Here is a 17259-nt window from a genome sequence, read left to right as displayed (position 1 = left end):
TATTCTTAATCAGAGGTGGCCAGAGGGACCGGAAGGCCAGTGCGGCACAACGGCCTAAGCGTACCGCAATGTGACCCCGCGGCGCCAGTTTAATTGCCTTGACGGCACGCTGTGTCTACCGATAAATACGACCACCATGATGTAACTTCGTGGGCTTATTCTGTAGCATGCTGGTATTCGTCGGCTTACCCGTTTCAGGATTTTTATGCATTACAGAATGTTCAGCCGTGCCTGGCGATGGGCGCTGGCAGGCCTGCTGCTCCCCGCCTTTGTCAGTGTTGCTGACACGCCGTCTCCCCTCATGCGCCAGCTGGGCCAGAAAGTCATGCTGGATTTGCGCTATTTCTGCGCCGATGGCACGACATCGAAACGTTGCCGGACGCCGGTGCGCACACTCCCGCCAGCGCTGGCAGACATGCTGGTGAGTCAGCAGGTGGGCGGGGTGATCTTATTTGCTGAAAACCTGACCGACCTCGAACAGGTGGTCACGCTTAACTATCAGTTGCAAACGCTGATGCGCAAGCATGGGTTACCGCCGCTGTTCATCGCGGTTGATCAGGAAGGCGGTCGGGTCGCACGGCTTAATGATCATCTGGCCACCCGCTTTGTGGGTAACATGGCCATTGGGGCTACCTTTCCTCGTCACGGGACGGCATTTGCGAGTCAGGTCGGCAAGGGCATTGCCCGGGAATTAAAGTTGCTGGGTTTTAATGTGAATTTTGCCCCCTCGGTAGACGTCAATAACAACCCTGATAATCCGGTTATTAATGTGCGCAGTTACGGGGAAGATCCGCGGCTGGTCACGACACTGGGCCAGGCTACCGTGACAGCCATGCAGCAGGAAGGGGTACTGAGCGCCATTAAGCACTTTCCCGGTCATGGAGATACGCACACCGACAGTCATGTGGGCTTACCCCGTGTAACGCACAACCGCGCGACCATCGACAAGCTGGATCTGTTTCCGTTTACCCGCATCATTACCAGCGACACACCGCCTGCCATGGTAATGAGTGCCCATATTCAGTATCCGCAACTGGACAGTACCGAATTACCCACCCGGGATGGAACTCCGGCAGTGGTGCCGGCAACGCTGTCTAAAAAAATTCTTAGTGGCCTGTTGCGGGGCGAACTCGGCTATGAGGGGCTCATCGTCACGGATGCGCTGGACATGGCGGGTATCGCGCACTTTTTCACCCCGCGCCAGGCGCTGATCCACACCTTTAATGCCGGCGCGGATATCGCGTTGATGCCGGTGCCGGTGCGCACGCCGCAGGATATTGCGGCGTTCAGACAGCTGATGGCTTCACTGGCAGATGCCGCCACCGAAGGTGAGCTGGATCGGCGACAACTGGCTATGTCTGCCGCCCGCATTGCCAATACCAAAGCGGTATTCGGGCTGGGACAGTATCTGGAGACGCCCCTCGCATCACGAGTATCGCAGGCCACCGCCAAACTGCCGCTGGCAACCAACAAACAGGTTGAGCAGGCGCTGGCCAGGGCGGCCATCACCCGCATCCATGGCAAGTTGCCATTGCCAGAGGCACCAAGCGGCGGCTGGCATTTCGTGATGCCGGATAAGGCCCGCTGTCTGGCGATGCTGTCGGCCATGGCCAGAGAAGTGGCTGGTACACCCGCCTCCTGTCAGTCGCTGGCAACCTTGCCTGCACTCCCCCCGTCGGGGTTATTGCGGGGGCTGGGGGCATTGATTGTGACCGACATCACTCCACAATATAGTGTGGCGGAAATGGGGGGGCTGGATAATCTCAGCAGTGTATCCGCACGCAGCGACAAAGCCGCCCAGCATGTCTGGCTGGAACGTGCGATGAGCGCGGCCAGGCAAGCGGGGGTACCGGTAGTCATGGTGGCATTACGGGCACCTTATGTGCTCACACAGTTTGACCGGTTAGCGGATGTGAGTCTGGCAACCTACGGGTACAACGTTACGGTACATGCCGATGGCAGTGCCAGCGGTGCGGTCTATGATGCGCTGGCGGAAGTATTGAGTGGACAGGAGCCGGCGCAGGGCAGCTTGCCGGTAAGTCTGCCAAAGACGTCACGCTGAATGTTTACAGGCTGCGCGCAGGGTATATCCGTGGCTGGTTTAGTACGCTAGTATGCTATTACTACCTAAATACAAAACCTTAGCATGACTGACGACGCGTTGACTCTGATTACTGCTTTTTATCCGCTGGTGGCCGCCATTGCGGGGGCTGCACTGATACTGGGGTTATCTCATTATCTGCTGATAGGACGTCATGAATTCCTGTCCGGCGATAAAAAGCTGCCCCGCCAGGCAACTATGCTGGTACTCACGCTGGTGGCGTTGCTGGTTATTGTCTTATCCCTGCCGGTACCAGAAAGCACCCGTAATCAAATCATTGCGCTCATTGGCGTGTTGTTGTCCGGGGTGATTGCCTTCTCCTCCACCACCGTGGTCACGAATATCATGTCAGGGCTGACCTTACGGGTGAACAAACCGTTTCGGGTGGGAGATTTTATCCGGGTAAACGGTTTTACCGGCCGGGTGACCCAGATGGGGCTGCTGGACACGGAAATTCAGAATGAAACCCGCGAGCTGATCGCCTTTTCCAACAGTCAGCTGGTGAATTCGCCGGTCAGCGTGGTGCGAGCCTCCGGCGCGATTATTTCCGTCGATCTCAGTTTAGGCTATGAACTGCATCACAGTACCGTGGAAACACATCTGCTGGAGGCAGCGGCGCGCTGCGAATTGCAGGAGCCGTTTGTTCAGGTGATTACGCTGGGCGACTATTCTGTTACCTACCGGATCGCCGGTTTGCTTACCGAAGTAAAAAGCATGATTTCAGCCCGTTCTAACCTGCATAAGGCGGTGATGGACAGTCTTCACGAAAATGGTATAGAAATAGTGTCGCCTGCCTTTATGAATCAGCGGCCACAGGCGGAGGGCGTGCAGATGATCCCGGCAGGACGCCAACAGGCGGAAAGCCAGCCCCGGCCTGCCAGCGCCCCAGAGGATATCCTGTTCGATAAGGCAGAAGAAGCCGAGTCGGAACTGAAATCCCGGGAGGCAATGGAGAAGCAGCTTGCACAGCTTAAAGAGCAACTGGCCAATGCCTCGGGCGAGCAGAAGGATAAGCTGGAGATGCGTATAGACAAGCTGGCCGAGCGCCTGGCTGCGTCAGAAGCCAGTCAACAGGACGCCAGTTCTTAACGGCCCTTACAGGCGCTGCCAGTGCGACCCCAGTATTGCCGCCAGTCGGCCGCTGTCATAGCGTAGCAACATCACTGCGGCATCGCCCGGCTGAACACAGGGTGGAGGGTGTTTTCCTGTAGTGACTACCACATTTACCGGCAAGCAGGTCTCTATAGTGAGCAGCCCGTCTGGATCATAAAAGCTCGTAACGCCCAGGCGTAACCAATTAAGATAGCGGGCATCTGTCAGCGTAAACGCAGTAGTGATACACACCTGTTTGCCACTCAGCGCCGTCCAGTCGTTACATTGGTGAGAATAAAAGGCGCCCAGCCCGGTTAAGTCGCCAATAGCCACGATCTGACCAGGTTTGCCGGCGTCAGCGTTAATCCCAATGTCGCAGCGAAACGGCGCGCCGTGTTCCGGATGCTGGGTTACACCTTTAAGCAAAAAGTCATACAGCCCGTTTTCACGATTGACGGGAATAGCCTGATACTGCGCGGCGCTGTAGCGGTCGGCAGCATTGGCCAGAAGCGTGCACAGTGCGGTATGTAATGCCACCACTGTCAGCGAGCGCGCCTGCTGGCGATGGGGATCTTTTCTTGCCGCACCACTTTCAATCAATATGGTACTCACGCCCCGGGCAGCTACACTGTCACCGAAACAGCGGGCGCTGAACGAATCTTCATAGCGGCTCACGTGGCCGGGCACACAGGCATTCACTGCCTGAAACATGGCCGTAATTAACTGCATGGCTTGCAGCCGGCTGGGGTTAATATCATCCCCGGCATTGAAAGGCGGTGCCAGAAACGCCAGCGTGGCCGGTAGACCACTGTTGCCCGCCGCATAGTAGCGACTCTGATCATGCAAATTAAACGCAATGTCCGGCGACAGTGCCGTGACCTGTGCATGCAGTAGCTGCCCCTCGGGTGACTGCAACGCCCGCGCGTCCCGGTTGATGTCAATGCCCTGCGCATTAACCCGGGTGCGCCGCTGGGCCCCATCCGGGTTCAGCATGGGAATAATGTGTAGCGTAACCTGCGAGGCCCAGCCCGCAGGTAACCCCGGCCCGCCGGTAGTGCTCAGCATATTCAGCCAGTCCAGTACCGCTGCGGTGGTGGTGGGTTCATCGCCGTGCATCTGTGTCCATGCCAGCACCGTAAGGGGGCCGTGGCCCACCGTGATGCGATGAATGGGCTTGCCTTCATAGCTATTGCCAATGTGCTGTACCCCGACCCCTGCCTGCTCCTCGAACTGAGCAATGAGTGGCGCGATATCAGCGTAATAAAGGTGGGGTTGGTCGAGCGTCGGCCACTGATAGTGGGGCAGGGCGTCGGTAATCAGGTAGGCCAGCGAAACGGGCAGCATCATGGCTTTGTCACCTGTGACAATGGCTGACTGACAGCATCCAGTAGGTACGCAACATGCTGAAAGGTCACGCCACTGTGCTCACTCAGACCTATTTCACAGCCCCGGCTATTGGAGATGCCCCAGGTGCACTGTACTGGCACATATCGCTTGAGGGAGGCCAGCGCGCTGGCGTTGAGGCCGGGCTCAAACAGCCCTTTATCGCCGGCAAAGCCGCAACAGGCAATATCGTCTGCTTCCACAACCTGACGGCTGCACACCCTGGCAAGCGTTCTTAGTGCCTGACCGTTATCCAGTTTAGTAGAGGCGCAGGTCACATGCAGCAGTACCGGTTCCTCCAGCGGAGTGATACTCAACCGCGGCACTACATGCGAAAGTAAATACTCACTTAGCTCGATAGTGCTAATGGGGTTATCGCCTGCAGAAGATAATGCAGCGCAGGGACTGGCATCGGTGACCACCGGCCAGCGTCCGTGCTCAGAGGTGTGGGCTATGGCCTGCTGCCAGCTCCTCTGTTGGGTATGTGCATGATGAGGGTAGCCTTTGCTCAGCATAGACTGCCCGCAACACAGGGTGTTGGCGTTAGCGGGGGTGATAATTTCTATGTCTGCTTTCTGGCATAACCTGGCGATGACCTCCTGCAACGCCGGGCGGTTTGCCGGCGCACCGAATACCCGGTTCGGACAGGCGGGCACGTAAACCATTTTATCTTGTAACGGTGGGGTGCGAGGCACCGCTGTTTTGGCCCCGGCGGGCAATGACGGATACCACACCGGAAACCGCTTACCTGAGGTGGTATGCAAGTGCTTACTTATTTTAGTGAAGCGGGCTTCACCAAACCGCTTACCCAGCGCATGACTGACCGTAAGTCCGCCTCGCAGCACCGCTGACAGCGCCGGCCAGCTGGCTAGCGCGGCCTTGGCCAGCAACGGGTGAGAGGCGTTGCGCGCGCGCAGGGTGGTTACCCATTTACCGGTATCAATGCCCACCGGGCACGTGGTGGCACACATGCCGGTGGCAGCGCAGGAGTCGATACCCAGGTGTGCAAAGGCCGTATCAATCTCGGTGCGTTCAGGTAGCGTCACGTCCTGCTGCCGGCGACGCAGTGCGATTCGCTGGCGGGGCGTGAGTGTGTAATGCCTGGACGGGCATTGGGGTTCGCAGAAACCGCATTCAATACACTTATCTACTTCTGCATCTACCGTCGGCAACGATTTGAGGTGGGCCAGGTGCGCGTCACCATGCGGGTTTATGATAACACCGGGGTTGAGGATCCCGGCAGGATCGATCAGGCTCTTTATTTGCTGCATTACCGCGACCCCGGCGTCACCCCACTGGTCGCGCAGGAACGGGGCCATGTTCCGACCGGTACCGTGCTCAGCTTTCAGCGTCCCGTCGAATTGCACGGTTACCAGCCGGACGATGTCACGCATAAAGTTGTCGTAGCGGGCAATGGCTTCCGGGGTATCGAAGCGTTGGGAAAACACAAAGTGCACGTTACCATCCAGCGCATGGCCAAAAATAATCGCGTCGGCATAACCGTGTTTTACGAAGCTGGCACGGAGACTATCCAGCCCGTCAGCCAGTTGCCCGAGGGGAAAGGCCACATCTTCAATGATGACCGTGGTTCCACCAGGCCGGTTTGCCCCTACCGCAGGAAACAGCCCCTTACGGATTTGCCAGAGCTGTTCAATCACTACCGGATCAGCGGTAAAAGGCTGCATGGGCGTCATACTGTCTTCACCGGCTAACTGCTGCGTCACCGTCTCCAGCCGGGTGGCGAGCGCCGCGGAGTTATCGGCACTGACGTCTACCAACAGGGCTACCGCGCCATCGGGAATGGGCAGGGCATAGAAGGGTAGTAATAAGTCGGTGACACTGTGCAGCGCACGGGTGTCCATTAACTCGACGGCATCAACATTGAGGGCGGCCAATGCAGGAATGCATTCACAGGCATGGCGCGCAGAAGGAAATAAAAACAGCCCGCTTTGCCTGGCTGTGGGGACTGGCAGCGTGCGGTAGGTGATATCGGCAATAAAACCCAGCGTACCCTCAGAGCCAATCATGAGGTGGGTGAGCATATCCAGCGGATCATCAAAATCGAGCAGGGCGTTGATCCCATACCCCATGGTATTTTTGAGCCGGTACAAGTGGCGAATTCGCTCTGCCAGCACTGTATCTGCATGCACTTCGGCCGCTAACGCAGATAACTGGTCAAGTAGAGGCGCCTGCTGCTCCCGAAACCACTTTACGCTGTCGGGGTCAGCGGTATTCACCTCGCTGCCATCTGCCAGCAACAGATGCATATGGGTCAGGGTGTGGTAGCTGTTATGGGCAATGCCGCAGCACATACCCGACGCATTATTGGCCGCAATGCCGCCGACTTTACAGGTATTGATCGAGGCCGGATCCGGACCTATCTTTCGCTGATAGGGTGCCAGCATCCGGTTGGCATGCGCGCCGATTATGCCCGGCTGCAGGCGAATATAGTTGCCGTCTTCCAGTATCTCGCTGGCCGTCCAGTCACGGGTCAGCATGACCAGCACCGAATCAGAAATGGCTTGTCCGGATAAACTGGTGCCGGCGGCACGGAACGTCACCGCAATGCCATGTCGATGGGCCAGAGTGAGCAGGGCGCGCATGGCGGCCACGTGGGGTACGGTAACTACCAGCCGGGGTGTTTGCGTATAGCAGCTGGCATCGGTACCCAGAGCCACCCGCCGGGGCAGGTCGGCGATAATCTGTTCAGCACTGAGAAATGCGGTCAGGCCATCGGAAAACGCCTGCCATTGGGCGTCTGACGGTGAGTCTGTAGGGGAAATAGCCGGTTCCGGCAAGGCGTCCGTCATCACAGCTCCGCAGGTGGACGATAAGGGTATTTAACGGGTTTTTATTAATCTTATCAACTGGTTTATAGTAGACGAACCTTTTCCCTGCGCGCTGTTATATTGCATGTCTGTGTTCGATTCGCTTCGCCGGTTACGCCCTGAACTGTCTGCCAGTCACGCAAAGCTGGCTGCATTTACGCTGGATCGCCCGGCTGCACTGCGGGACTTGTCTTCCCAGGCGCTGGCTGAGGCGGCGGGTGTGGGCCAGTCCAGCGTAGTGAAATTTGCTCAGAAACTGGGCTTTGCCGGTTATCCTGCATTCCGTCAGGCGGTAACCGATGCGCTGGCGCAAACCGTCAATGATGTCAGTCTCGGCGCCGATATCAGGGCGTTCGATGCACTGCCACCGGTAGGCGACAAATGGCTGACTGCCTGTACACAGGCGCTTAACGCTACTCATCAGGCTAATTCGCCGGTGGCGCTGGAACGGGCGGTAGTGTTACTTAAAGGGGCCCGGCAGGTGGTATTAGTCAGCCCGGGTGCCTGCCTGCCGGTGATCAACGATTTCGCCCGGCATTTACAGCGTGTCGGCATTATTACTCAGACCAGTGCCGATACGTATCAGCAGCAACATCTGCTGGCAGGATTAGGTGAGGGAGACGTGCTGGTGGCGGTCAGTGACGCCGATGACGCAGAGAACGTGCGGCAATGGTGCTCGCAAGCTCACACGGCGGGCGCGCAATGTGTCAGTCTAACCCTGAACAACGCACAGACTGCTACCCTGCCGGCTGACGTAAAGTTATTCTGTGTGGGCGAGGAGCCTGCACTGCCGCTCGCCCCGCTGCTGTTACACACCTCTCAGCAGTTCGTCCTGCAGTGGGTGTTAGCCGGGCTTGCTCAGGCCAGCGTTAACCGGGCTGGCAGTACCGGTCTGGCGTAAGCTACGGCGTCTGGTCGTTATCGGGATATAACAGGTAGGGCTGGCGCTGCTTGCGAAACGCCACCAGCCCAGGTTGCCATCCGGCGCGGATCTGCGCTTCGCTTTCCCCCCGTAAAATTGCCTGGCGCAATGCATCAGTCCCGGCCAGTTTGTCGAAAAAGTCCGGCCGGGTGAAGAAAGGCTGTTGCGCTTCGGCGAAGGCCCGGTAGGCCGACAGCAGGTAGGCTAAGTCCAGCCCTGTCTCAGGCGGTTGAGTCAGACGCGTAGCGAAAAGCTGTTCGCCGGCCAGTTTCGGGGAGGGGGCTGCGGGCACAGATTCCGGTACTACCCGGGTGTCACCCAGCGGTACCCGGTGATGGCCGATGAGCTGAAAAGGCCAGGCCGTACCCCGCCCAATACTCACGGCCGTGCCTTCAAAGAAACACAACGATGGGTACAGCCGGATGGCTAAATCATTGGGCAGGTTGGGGCTGGGTGGCACAGGAAGTGACCAGGTCGCATTGCGGTGGTAGTTGGCCACGGGCACTACCTGAAGGTCCAGCTTATCGGCGCTGCTAATCCACCCTTCCCCTTTCATCATCTTCGCCAGTTCGCCCACCGTCATCCCGTGTAACACCGGCAGGGGATCAACGCCGACAAAGCTGGCAAAGTCAGGCGCCCGCACCGGGCCATCCACGGATGCAATATGTGGGTTGGGACGGTCGAGCACAATCACCGGCACAGCCTGTTCGGCCGCGGCTTCAAGTACATAATGCAGTGTGCTGATGTAGGTATAAAAGCGTGCGCCCACATCCTGTATGTCGAAGATAAGCATATCCACATTGGCCAGCATGGCCGCCGTGGGCTTCTTGTTCGCGCCGTATATGGACAACACCGGGATTCCGGTGTCTGGATCTACCCCATCATCGATAACTTCACCGGCGCCGCGGTTACCGCGAAAGCCATGTTCAGGTGCCATCACTGACACCACGTTAATGTTTTTTTCCAGCAGATAATCGACCAGGTGGGTCCGGCCCACCCGGGACGTCTGGTTCACCACCAATGAAACCCGCTGTTGTTTCAACGCCGGTAAATAGTGGCCGGGTCGCTCCGCGCCGACGGTAATGGTGTCTGCAGCCCGTAACGGTAACGCAACCCCCTGCACGACCAGCACTACCAGTGAAAGCCACAGTTTCATGAAGGGGTCGCCGCCCGGCGCAGAAAGCCATCATTAGCGGCCAGTCGCGACCGGGCTTCGTCAGCGTCGATGTCGGTGAGCAGCATAAGGATCGCTACCTTGGCTTGTTGATTTGCCTGTGCCAGTGCGTGCTCTGCACTCGCTTCATCGCACTCTGTGGCTTGCATCACAATGCGTTTGGCGCGGGCGCGAAGTTTATGGTTACTGGCGTTAACGTCGACCATGAGATTTTGGTAGGTTTTGCCTAACTTGATCATGGTGGCGGTGCTAAGCATATTCAGCACCAGTTTTTGCGCCGTGCCGGCTTTCATTCGCGTGGAGCCGGTCAGGCATTCGGGACCGACCTCGGGGCAAATCGCCATGCTGGCTTCACGCAGCACCGGGGCCTGGGGGGTACAGGCGACGCCTACGGTGGCGCACCCGATGCTGTTAGCATAACGCAGCGCACCCAGAACGTAGGGGGTGCGACCGCTGGCCGACAGACCGACGACAACGTCGCTGGCTTTGAGATCCAGCTGCTCAAGGTCACGCTGGCCCTGCGCTTCGTCATCTTCAGCCCCTTCAACCGCCTGGGTAATTGCAGTATCGCCACCGGCGATGACGCCACGGACCAGGGTGTCGGGGACACTGAAGGTAGGGCGGCATTCCACTGCATCCAGGATGCCGAGGCGCCCGCTGGTGCCGGCGCCGGTATAAATGAGTCGTCCGCCCTGCTGCAATTTACTGACAATAGTATCTACCGCCTCGGCAATAGCCGGTAACTCGCTGGCTACGGCTGGTGCCACTCTGGCGTCTTCGTGATTTATACAGGCCAGGATCCCTTCGGTCGACAGCACGTCGATGTCCATGGTTTCCGGGTTGCGGCCTTCGGAGACAATACGGTCCAGTTCTGCCAGCAGAGAGTGAGCGTCGGGTGTAGTCATAGGTTACCTGTGGTTGCTCCCGCGGCCGGGCAGGCGTGCCTTAATGCGTCGCAGGAAAAGGGCTGCTGTGGCCGAGAATAGGGGATCTGCGGAGAATTGTATAGCCTGGAATTTTATAATTATACGGGCGTGGTACACTTGCCCGAAACTCGTTGCACAGACAGGACGCCTTGCCAGGTGAGCAGACAAACTCAGGCTATCATTCACGCCGATGCCATCGTAAACAACTTTAAAACGCTGCAGGCACTGGCCCCGCAGAGTCAGAGTATGGCCGTCATCAAAGCGGATGCGTACGGCCACGGGGCAGTCAATGTCGCGCGGTTGCTGCGTGATCTCAGCCCCCGGTTTGCTGTGGCCATCATGGAAGAAGCCATGGCGCTGCGGGACGCAGGGGTCACAGTACCGCTGGTGGTGCTGGAAGGCCCGCATCAGATGCGGGAATGTGCCCTGGCTCACGCAAATCAGTGCATTTTAGTGGTGCATCACCGCCAGCAGCTGGAATGGCTCATGGCCACACCACCGGCGCGTCGTCCGCACATCTGGCTGAAAGTAGACTCCGGCATGCACCGGCTGGGCTTTGCCGTAGAGGAGGTGCCGGATTTATTACATGAGTTTGCCGCCCTGATGACCGGCGAGACCGTGCTGGCTACCCACCTGGCCTGTGCAGATGATACCGCCAACCCTTTTACCCGCCAGCAACTGCATGCCTTTGCTCAGTTAACCCGCCAGACAGACTTGCCAGTGAGTATTGCCAATTCACCGGCTACGTTAGTCTGGCCACAGAGTCACGCGAACTGGAACCGGCTCGGTGTGGTGGTGTTTGGCAGTGCCCCTGAGGCCGTAAGCGACACGGTAACGCTGGCTGCAGCCATGACCCTGCGTTCTACTGTTATGGCAGTACGCACGGTGGAGGCGGGCGAATGGGTAGGCTACGGACAGGGCTGGCAGGCAGCACGTCGTTCCCGCATTGCCACCGTAGGGATAGGGTATGCTGACGGTTACCCCCGCCATTGCCCCAATGGGACCCCGGTAGCGGTAAACGGACGCCTGGCGCCGTTAGCCGGGCGGGTCTCTATGGATATGATTACTGTGGATGTCACGGAGCTCCCCAGTGTGACGCCGGGCGATCGGGTGGAACTGTGGGGCGAGCAGGTGTCAATTGACACGGTCGCTCACCATGCCGGTACTATAGCGTATGAATTGATGACCCGTGTGTCCGCCAGAGTACCAAGGATAGTCCGCCACCGGTAGCCTGCGCGGTGCTTCGCAAACTGACCGAAAACCGGTGGCCTACGGTATCAATCTGAATAGTAAACCGCAGGAGTCGTTATGGAGCCATCGCAGGTAGTCTTGATGGGCGTTGTGGCCAGTGGGTGCGCGAGTCTGGGCACGGCTGCCGGTAGTCTGGGTGTGTTCGCTATTCGTAAATTATCCCGGCGCATGGAAGACGGTTTACTCAGCCTTGCCGCAGGGATCATGCTGGCCGCCACCTTCTTCTCACTGTTGTTGCCAGCGCTGGAATACGCTACTGAAAGCTATGGGTCTGAATATACCAGTGCGGTGGCCATTGCTCTGGGTGTGTTGGTGGGGGCAGGTACATTATTGATCATTCATCAGCATGCACCACACGAGCATTTTACCAGTGGCCGTGAAAGTGCCGACAATACTAAGCTCGGACAAATCTGGTTGTTTGTGATTGCGATTACCCTGCACAATTTCCCGGAAGGGCTGGCCGTCGGCGTGGGATTTGCGGGCGGTGAAATATCCAACGGAGTCAGTCTGGCATTAGGCATTGGCCTGCAAAATATCCCCGAAGGGCTGGCAGTGGCGGTGGCGCTGCTCTCAGTCGGCTATACGCCCTTACGGTGCGCGCTGATAGGTATTGCTTCGGGCCTGGTGGAGCCGGTGGGCGGTTTGGTAGGCGCCCTGGCGGTGTCCAGCGCGGCCATGCTGATGCCCCTGGCGCTGGCCTTTGCCGCCGGTGCCATGCTGTTTATTATCAGTGATGAAATTATTCCCGAAACCCATCAGGGCGGAAATCAGAACCTGGCTACATTCACCCTGTTGATCGGCTTCGTGATCATGATGATTTTAGATGTGGTGGTGGGCTGACTCAGGCTGTGCAGCTGACATTGCGGCCTGTTTGCTTGGCACGGTAGAGGGCAGCATCTGCACGCCCCAGCCATTGATAGCTGGACTCACCGGGGCTGTACTCGGCCACCCCCAATGAAATTGTCAGATTCACGCCGTCGTGAACGCTACTCTGCTCAATCGCCAAACGCAGGGTTTCGGCCAGGTGATGCGCTTCTTTCAGCGAGGTATGTTCTGCAATAACAACAAACTCCTCACCCCCAAAACGGTACAGCCCATCTGAGGCCCGGATACGGCTTTGAATGGTTTCAGAGAAGCTTTTGAGCACCGCATCACCCACGCCGTGACCAAAGGTATCGTTAATAGTTTTAAACTCGTCCAAATCAATCATCAGAACTGAGGCTCGCTGTTCCGGATAGCGTGACAGCCGCCCGGTGACAGACAACAAGGCTTCTTCCAGGGCCCGCCGGTTTTCCGCGCCGGTAAGGGCATCTACTGTGGCCAGACTACTTAACTCCTGCTGCTGTTTGCGCGCCCGGTACGAAAATGCAAAGCAAAATAACAACAGGCTGATAGTGGTGACCAGAAACTGCGCCAGCACCGCTGGGGTAACCTGGGGCCACACCATAATGGTGACTATCAGCAGAAATACGCTGCCAATTGCCAGCGCCACATTAGGGATAAGCAGGAAAAACAGTGCGGCCAGGCCTGGGTAAATCCACATCAGGTTCTCTATACCTTTGATATGAACGGTCAGAAACATGACCACCACGCACAGAATAGCCACCAACCAACGGGCGACAGCCGTCTTACGGGTAACGTATACGTATAGAAATAGCGTCAGGGTAGCGAAAAATGCGCCAGCATCTAATGCGAAGATCAACCACTCTCGTGAAAGGTAGCGTATGATCAGAAAGGGCACCATCCCCAGACTCATAGCACCACTTAAAATAAGGACGACCAGTACATCGGTGTCATCTTTAATAGTTTTCATGGATTAATCGTATTACCGCCACACGTTAATCAAAGGAAAATGGCAACACTGGAGGTGCGCCAGTCCAGCGGCAAACTTTGCCAACACCGGCACGGATAAGTGATGTCCTGCGTATAGTTAACTTTATGCACAAACCGGCGATTACGCCTGAGTAATTACCTCTGGTCTTACCAGTGGGTGGCGTGACTCGGGGCGCTCATGAACCGCATCGATTTAGTCATGCAGATCTCATCCCTATTTTGTACACTGACGGGCAAGCAACGCAGTAACCGAATAGTCACGGGATCCAGCAGCATGGAAAAACTTATCGTAGGCGTGGATGGCGGGGGGACCAGCTGTAAAGCGCAGGTCTTTACGGCCGATGGAAAGCTGGTGGCCGCTGCGCACGCCGGCCCTGCTAATGCGGCGCAAAACTTCGCGTTAGCCTGCCAGTCGCTGGTGGACGCGGTAAGTGCCGCGCTCCGCCAGGCCGGGTATCCGTCCGCCAGTGCCTTATCACACGCCACCGTGTGCGCCGGGCTGGCGGGTGCCAACGTGCCGTCGGTGCTTCAACGCCTGGTTGGCTGGAAACATCCGTTTGCAGACTTTCACTGTATTTCTGACTTGCAGGCTGCCGTTACCGGCGCTCACCAGGGTAGCAACGGTGCTACTCTGGTAGTCGGTACGGGTTCATGCGCCGCATCGCTACACAACGGCCAGTTCAGCCAGTTTGGTGGCCACGGGTTGTTGCTGGGGGATAAGGGCAGCGGGGCCTGGATAGGCCAACAAGCTGTGGCTTACACCCTGCGTGCCCTTGACGGCCTGGAAGAGAAATCAGACGTTGAAAGAATAGTGTGTACTCACTATGAATGTAGCAGTGCGGTTGAGCTAGTGGACAAGCTGCATGTTAGTACACCGGGCAGACTGGCCGAACTCGCACCTGCAATTATAAAGGCGGCTACTGCGCAAGACCCGGCAGCCGTTAGCATCGTCAAAGACGGTACAGCTTATCTGTCGGCGCTGGCCAGACAGGCTACGTACAATGAGCTGCCGCGGACACTCATGGGGGGCGTCGCCTCGGCACTGTTACCCTGGCTCGATAAAGACATTCAGCAGGGCGTGGTCGAGGCTGCCCAATCGGCGCAGTGGGGGGCGTGCTATCACTTTGGGCAGATACATAAGCATGCACCGTCCGATAATCCGCTCTGAAGCTCTCAATATGAAGGTAATTTATTCATGCAAATAATCACTGGTAAGCAGGTGCTTACTGACGGGAACGTGTACAGAAATACCAGTATTGAAATCCAAGATGGCAGGATTGCGCAGGTGCGCGAGGCGACCGAGGCTGAACTGGCCAATGCCCATTCCGCCCTTATTCCCGGGTTTATTGACGTACAGGTGAACGGGGGCGGGGGTAAATTATTTAATCAGGACCCCAGTGCGGCATCGCTAACCACAATTCTCCACGCTCACCGCCAGCACGGCACCACCGCCATGCTGCCTACACTCATTACCGACTCATTTGAGACCATGAACCAGGCTGCCACTACCATCGCGCAGGCGCGCCGTGCACAGATGCCAGGTGTCCTGGGCGTCCATTTCGAAGGGCCGTGGCTGAGTACGGCGAAAAAAGGTGTACACAGTGAAGCGTATATCCGTGCACCAAGTGACAATGAACTGGCCGTACTCGAGACGGCGGATCTCGGCGAGGTGATGATTACCGTTGCTCCGGAAACAGTATCCCCGGCATTAATTCGTGACCTGACCGCGCGGGGCGTACGGGTCTTTCTGGGTCACTCCAACGCTACCGCAACCCAGGCCCAGGCCGCATTGGACGCCGGGGCAGTGGGCTTTACGCACTTATTTAACGCTATGTCTGCCATGGCCTCCCGGGCGCCGGGGATGGTGGGGGTGGCGCTGGCCGATGCCGATAGCTACGCCGGTATAATAGTCGATGGTTACCATGTCGATCCCATCGCCTGCCGCGCCGCATTTCGCGCCAAAGGTAGCCAGCGGATGATGTTGGTAACGGACGCTATGGCCTTGGCGGCCACGACGCTCACCGACGTGCCTTTCTTCGATACCCGTATTCAGCGCGAGGGACACCGCCTGACCACACCGGACGGCACACTGGCGGGATCCTGTCTGACTATGATTGAGGCCGTACGCAATACCGTAGCACTGTGTGGTATGTCGTTAGCCGATGCTGTGGCCATGGCCACCTGTACACCCGCTTCGATGCTGGGCCTACAAAATCAATGGGGAAGTTTGCAAAGCGGGGCGGTAGCCGATGTACTGGCGTTAGACGATAACCTTGCGCTTACCCATGTGTGGCAGGCAGGAGCACTGGTGGAGAGTTAAAGGTGGCGGGCTGCACGGGCAGCCCGTCCGGCTTCAGCTGATAGTTAGCTGTTCTGCGGGTGCATGGAGTCTGATAATTCCGGCTCACTGGATTTTGTGACTCCCCGTGGCGGCGAATAACGCTCCGGGCGATGATTCAGTGATATCACCATATTCAGACAAAACGCCGCTAGCACAGAAATAATCACCAGAGGCACGGCAATGTAAGCCAATGCAGTTAGCAGAATAAGGCTGTCCACGGCCAGCTGGAACGAGCCCGCGCGAATATTGAAACGCGCTTGCAGGTAGAACGCAAGAATACCCACACCGCCCAGGCTGGAGGAATGCCGGAACATAATTAACATGCCCATGCCAATAAGCAGACCGCCAAATACCGCGGCAAACACCGGGTTCACATGGCTGATATCGACAACGCGGTGCACTTGTTCGCTTAGTACCGACACGGTAGTCACCGAAATAAAGGTATTAAACGTAAAGCGTTTACTGATTTGCGTCCAGGCCAGCGCGTAAAAGGGCAGGTTAATAACAAAAAACAGCACCCCGAAGTCCACGTCAAACGCGTGGGTGCCCAGCAGCGCCAGACCGGCGGCACCACCTACCATCAGGTCCTGAGACTGAAACAAATAAACCCCGAACGCAACGAATAAGCCTGCGCAGAGCAACGCAAACATGTCTTCTATGACACTGTGATTGGTTTTTTGCATAGGTAATAAAGTGTGTTAGGGAATTAGAGCCGTATTATACGGTTGCTGGCGGGGGATAGCAGTGCGGTGGGGAGGATGCAAATCTGCCATTCAGGGTAAGAAGGTATGCGCCGCTTTACGACTTTTGTCACTGTGGTGAACACGCTGTTGCCAGCGTGTAAACGTTGCACCACAATGGTTAGCCGATGAGGTAATTCAGAGCGCCGGCCACGGAGTTTCCTTCTCGCCGGGCTGAAGCCGCTTGTGACCTATAGGACGATTGGTGTGTGCCACGATCATCATTAGCGATAAAAACAGTACCGTGTCGGGGGCGTCATCGGCAATTTCTACCTGATATTTATCTGGCAGACATAACGCAGGGTTAGCTGCAGTCGCCAGCATTTCCCCGCCCTTCAGAACCTGGAATGTGCGGTCGGCCACATTGCCACTCATTTCTGTGCCGCAAAAAGGCCCGCCTTCAATATGAAACCGTTTGTTGAATGGATTCAGGTTCTGCTTTATCAGGTAATCCTGCATATTGCCGGACACATGCCAGGCCGTCCGTGGTGACAACAGACTGTTACGCAACGTCAGCACCGGGCAATGCTCCCGACAAACGTGCCAGACAAGACGCCAGTTTTCCATTTCTGCAAACGACTCGTACCGTAACTTCTTATGGTAGTCGTGAATTTGCATCCGGAATTGAAAACTCAGCCTGTGCCTGCGAATAGTGAGGTATTTCATAA

General features: G+C 57.1%; 14 protein-coding genes. 7 read left to right on the top strand and 7 right to left on the bottom strand.

Annotated features, from left to right (window positions below):
* The first annotated feature begins 205 nt into the window (after positions 1 to 205).
* Positions 206 to 2062, top strand: a complete 1857-nt coding sequence (locus OCL06_RS01285) for a glycoside hydrolase family 3 N-terminal domain-containing protein (RefSeq protein ID WP_262991929.1) — start codon at positions 206 to 208, stop codon at positions 2060 to 2062.
* Positions 2063 to 2146: 84 nt separating this feature from the next.
* On the top strand, positions 2147 to 3190 hold the full coding sequence (locus OCL06_RS01280) for a mechanosensitive ion channel domain-containing protein (protein ID WP_262991928.1): 1044 nt from the start codon (positions 2147 to 2149) through the stop codon (positions 3188 to 3190).
* Positions 3191 to 3196: 6 nt separating this feature from the next.
* On the opposite strand, the gene OCL06_RS01275 is transcribed toward OCL06_RS01280, so the two are convergent.
* Positions 3197 to 4540: a M14 family zinc carboxypeptidase gene (locus OCL06_RS01275; protein WP_262991927.1), complete on the bottom strand. Its 1344-nt coding sequence runs from the start codon at positions 4538 to 4540 to the stop codon at positions 3197 to 3199.
* Entirely contained in the window at positions 4537 to 7386 is a 2850-nt protein-coding gene (locus OCL06_RS01270) for an FAD-binding and (Fe-S)-binding domain-containing protein (RefSeq protein WP_262991926.1), read from the bottom strand. Before OCL06_RS01270 ends, OCL06_RS01275 begins: the two co-directional genes overlap by 4 nt.
* A 103-nt stretch (positions 7387 to 7489) precedes the next feature.
* On the opposite strand from OCL06_RS01270, the gene OCL06_RS01265 reads away from it, so the two are divergent.
* On the top strand, positions 7490 to 8305 hold the full coding sequence (locus tag OCL06_RS01265) for a MurR/RpiR family transcriptional regulator (RefSeq protein ID WP_262991925.1): 816 nt from the start codon (positions 7490 to 7492) through the stop codon (positions 8303 to 8305).
* A 1-nt stretch (position 8306) separates the two neighbouring features.
* On the opposite strand, the gene OCL06_RS01260 is transcribed toward OCL06_RS01265, so the two are convergent.
* Both OCL06_RS01260 and murQ read right to left on the bottom strand, forming a co-directional pair.
* Positions 8307 to 9482, bottom strand: coding sequence for an exo-beta-N-acetylmuramidase NamZ family protein (locus OCL06_RS01260; protein ID WP_262991924.1), 1176 nt, complete (start codon positions 9480 to 9482; stop codon positions 8307 to 8309).
* Positions 9479 to 10405: an N-acetylmuramic acid 6-phosphate etherase gene (gene murQ, locus OCL06_RS01255; protein WP_262991923.1), complete on the bottom strand. Its 927-nt coding sequence runs from the start codon at positions 10403 to 10405 to the stop codon at positions 9479 to 9481. Before murQ ends, OCL06_RS01260 begins: the two co-directional genes overlap by 4 nt.
* Positions 10406 to 10582: 177 nt before the next feature.
* On the opposite strand from murQ, the gene alr reads away from it, so the two are divergent.
* A complete protein-coding gene (gene alr / locus OCL06_RS01250) occupies positions 10583 to 11656 on the top strand; it encodes an alanine racemase (RefSeq protein ID WP_262991921.1) in 1074 nt (357 codons plus the stop codon).
* A 78-nt stretch (positions 11657 to 11734) separates the two neighbouring features.
* Positions 11735 to 12517: a ZIP family metal transporter gene (locus tag OCL06_RS01245; RefSeq protein ID WP_262991920.1), complete on the top strand. Its 783-nt coding sequence runs from the start codon at positions 11735 to 11737 to the stop codon at positions 12515 to 12517.
* Between the two features lies 1 nt (position 12518).
* On the opposite strand, the gene OCL06_RS01240 is transcribed toward OCL06_RS01245, so the two are convergent.
* On the bottom strand, positions 12519 to 13490 hold the full coding sequence (locus OCL06_RS01240) for a GGDEF domain-containing protein (RefSeq protein WP_262991919.1): 972 nt from the start codon (positions 13488 to 13490) through the stop codon (positions 12519 to 12521).
* Positions 13491 to 13784: 294 nt separating this feature from the next.
* Between OCL06_RS01240 and OCL06_RS01235 the strand changes: the two genes are divergently transcribed.
* Positions 13785 to 14678, top strand: coding sequence for a glucosamine kinase nucleotide-binding domain-containing protein (locus OCL06_RS01235; RefSeq protein WP_262991918.1), 894 nt, complete (start codon positions 13785 to 13787; stop codon positions 14676 to 14678).
* 27 nt (positions 14679 to 14705) lie between these two features.
* Positions 14706 to 15830: an N-acetylglucosamine-6-phosphate deacetylase gene (nagA, locus tag OCL06_RS01230; RefSeq protein WP_262991917.1), complete on the top strand. Its 1125-nt coding sequence runs from the start codon at positions 14706 to 14708 to the stop codon at positions 15828 to 15830.
* Between the two features lie 44 nt (positions 15831 to 15874).
* On the opposite strand, the gene OCL06_RS01225 is transcribed toward nagA, so the two are convergent.
* Both OCL06_RS01225 and OCL06_RS01220 read right to left on the bottom strand, forming a co-directional pair.
* Complete coding sequence (locus tag OCL06_RS01225) at positions 15875 to 16534, bottom strand: YitT family protein (protein ID WP_262991916.1); 660 nt, start codon at positions 16532 to 16534, stop codon at positions 15875 to 15877.
* Between the two features lie 195 nt (positions 16535 to 16729).
* Positions 16730 to 17257: an LURP-one-related family protein gene (locus OCL06_RS01220; RefSeq protein ID WP_262991915.1), complete on the bottom strand. Its 528-nt coding sequence runs from the start codon at positions 17255 to 17257 to the stop codon at positions 16730 to 16732.
* Positions 17258 to 17259: the final 2 nt, after the last annotated feature.

Origin of the sequence: Alteromonas salexigens (assembly GCF_025628895.1) — a bacterium.
Taxonomy (GTDB): Bacteria; Pseudomonadota; Gammaproteobacteria; order Enterobacterales; family Alteromonadaceae; genus Alteromonas; species Alteromonas salexigens.
This window is presented reverse-complemented; position numbering and strand designations above follow the sequence as displayed.

Bases quoted from the DNA above. Each gene is read 5' to 3' on its own strand.
- nagA (WP_262991917.1), top strand. From the start codon at position 14,706: ATGCAAATAATCACTGGTAAGCAGGTGCTTACTGACGGGAACGTGTAC.
- OCL06_RS01225 (WP_262991916.1), bottom strand. From the start codon at position 16,534: ATGCAAAAAACCAATCACAGTGTCATAGAAGACATGTTTGCGTTGCTC.
- OCL06_RS01270 (WP_262991926.1), bottom strand. From the start codon at position 7,386: ATGACGGACGCCTTGCCGGAACCGGCTATTTCCCCTACAGACTCACCG.
- OCL06_RS01265 (WP_262991925.1), top strand. From the start codon at position 7,490: ATGTCTGTGTTCGATTCGCTTCGCCGGTTACGCCCTGAACTGTCTGCC.
- murQ (WP_262991923.1), bottom strand. From the start codon at position 10,405: ATGACTACACCCGACGCTCACTCTCTGCTGGCAGAACTGGACCGTATT.
- OCL06_RS01280 (WP_262991928.1), top strand. From the start codon at position 2,147: ATGACTGACGACGCGTTGACTCTGATTACTGCTTTTTATCCGCTGGTG.
- OCL06_RS01285 (WP_262991929.1), top strand. From the start codon at position 206: ATGCATTACAGAATGTTCAGCCGTGCCTGGCGATGGGCGCTGGCAGGC.
- OCL06_RS01240 (WP_262991919.1), bottom strand. From the start codon at position 13,490: ATGAAAACTATTAAAGATGACACCGATGTACTGGTCGTCCTTATTTTA.
- OCL06_RS01260 (WP_262991924.1), bottom strand. From the start codon at position 9,482: ATGAAACTGTGGCTTTCACTGGTAGTGCTGGTCGTGCAGGGGGTTGCG.
- OCL06_RS01220 (WP_262991915.1), bottom strand. From the start codon at position 17,257: ATGAAATACCTCACTATTCGCAGGCACAGGCTGAGTTTTCAATTCCGG.
- OCL06_RS01275 (WP_262991927.1), bottom strand. From the start codon at position 4,540: ATGATGCTGCCCGTTTCGCTGGCCTACCTGATTACCGACGCCCTGCCC.
- OCL06_RS01235 (WP_262991918.1), top strand. From the start codon at position 13,785: ATGGAAAAACTTATCGTAGGCGTGGATGGCGGGGGGACCAGCTGTAAA.
- OCL06_RS01245 (WP_262991920.1), top strand. From the start codon at position 11,735: ATGGAGCCATCGCAGGTAGTCTTGATGGGCGTTGTGGCCAGTGGGTGC.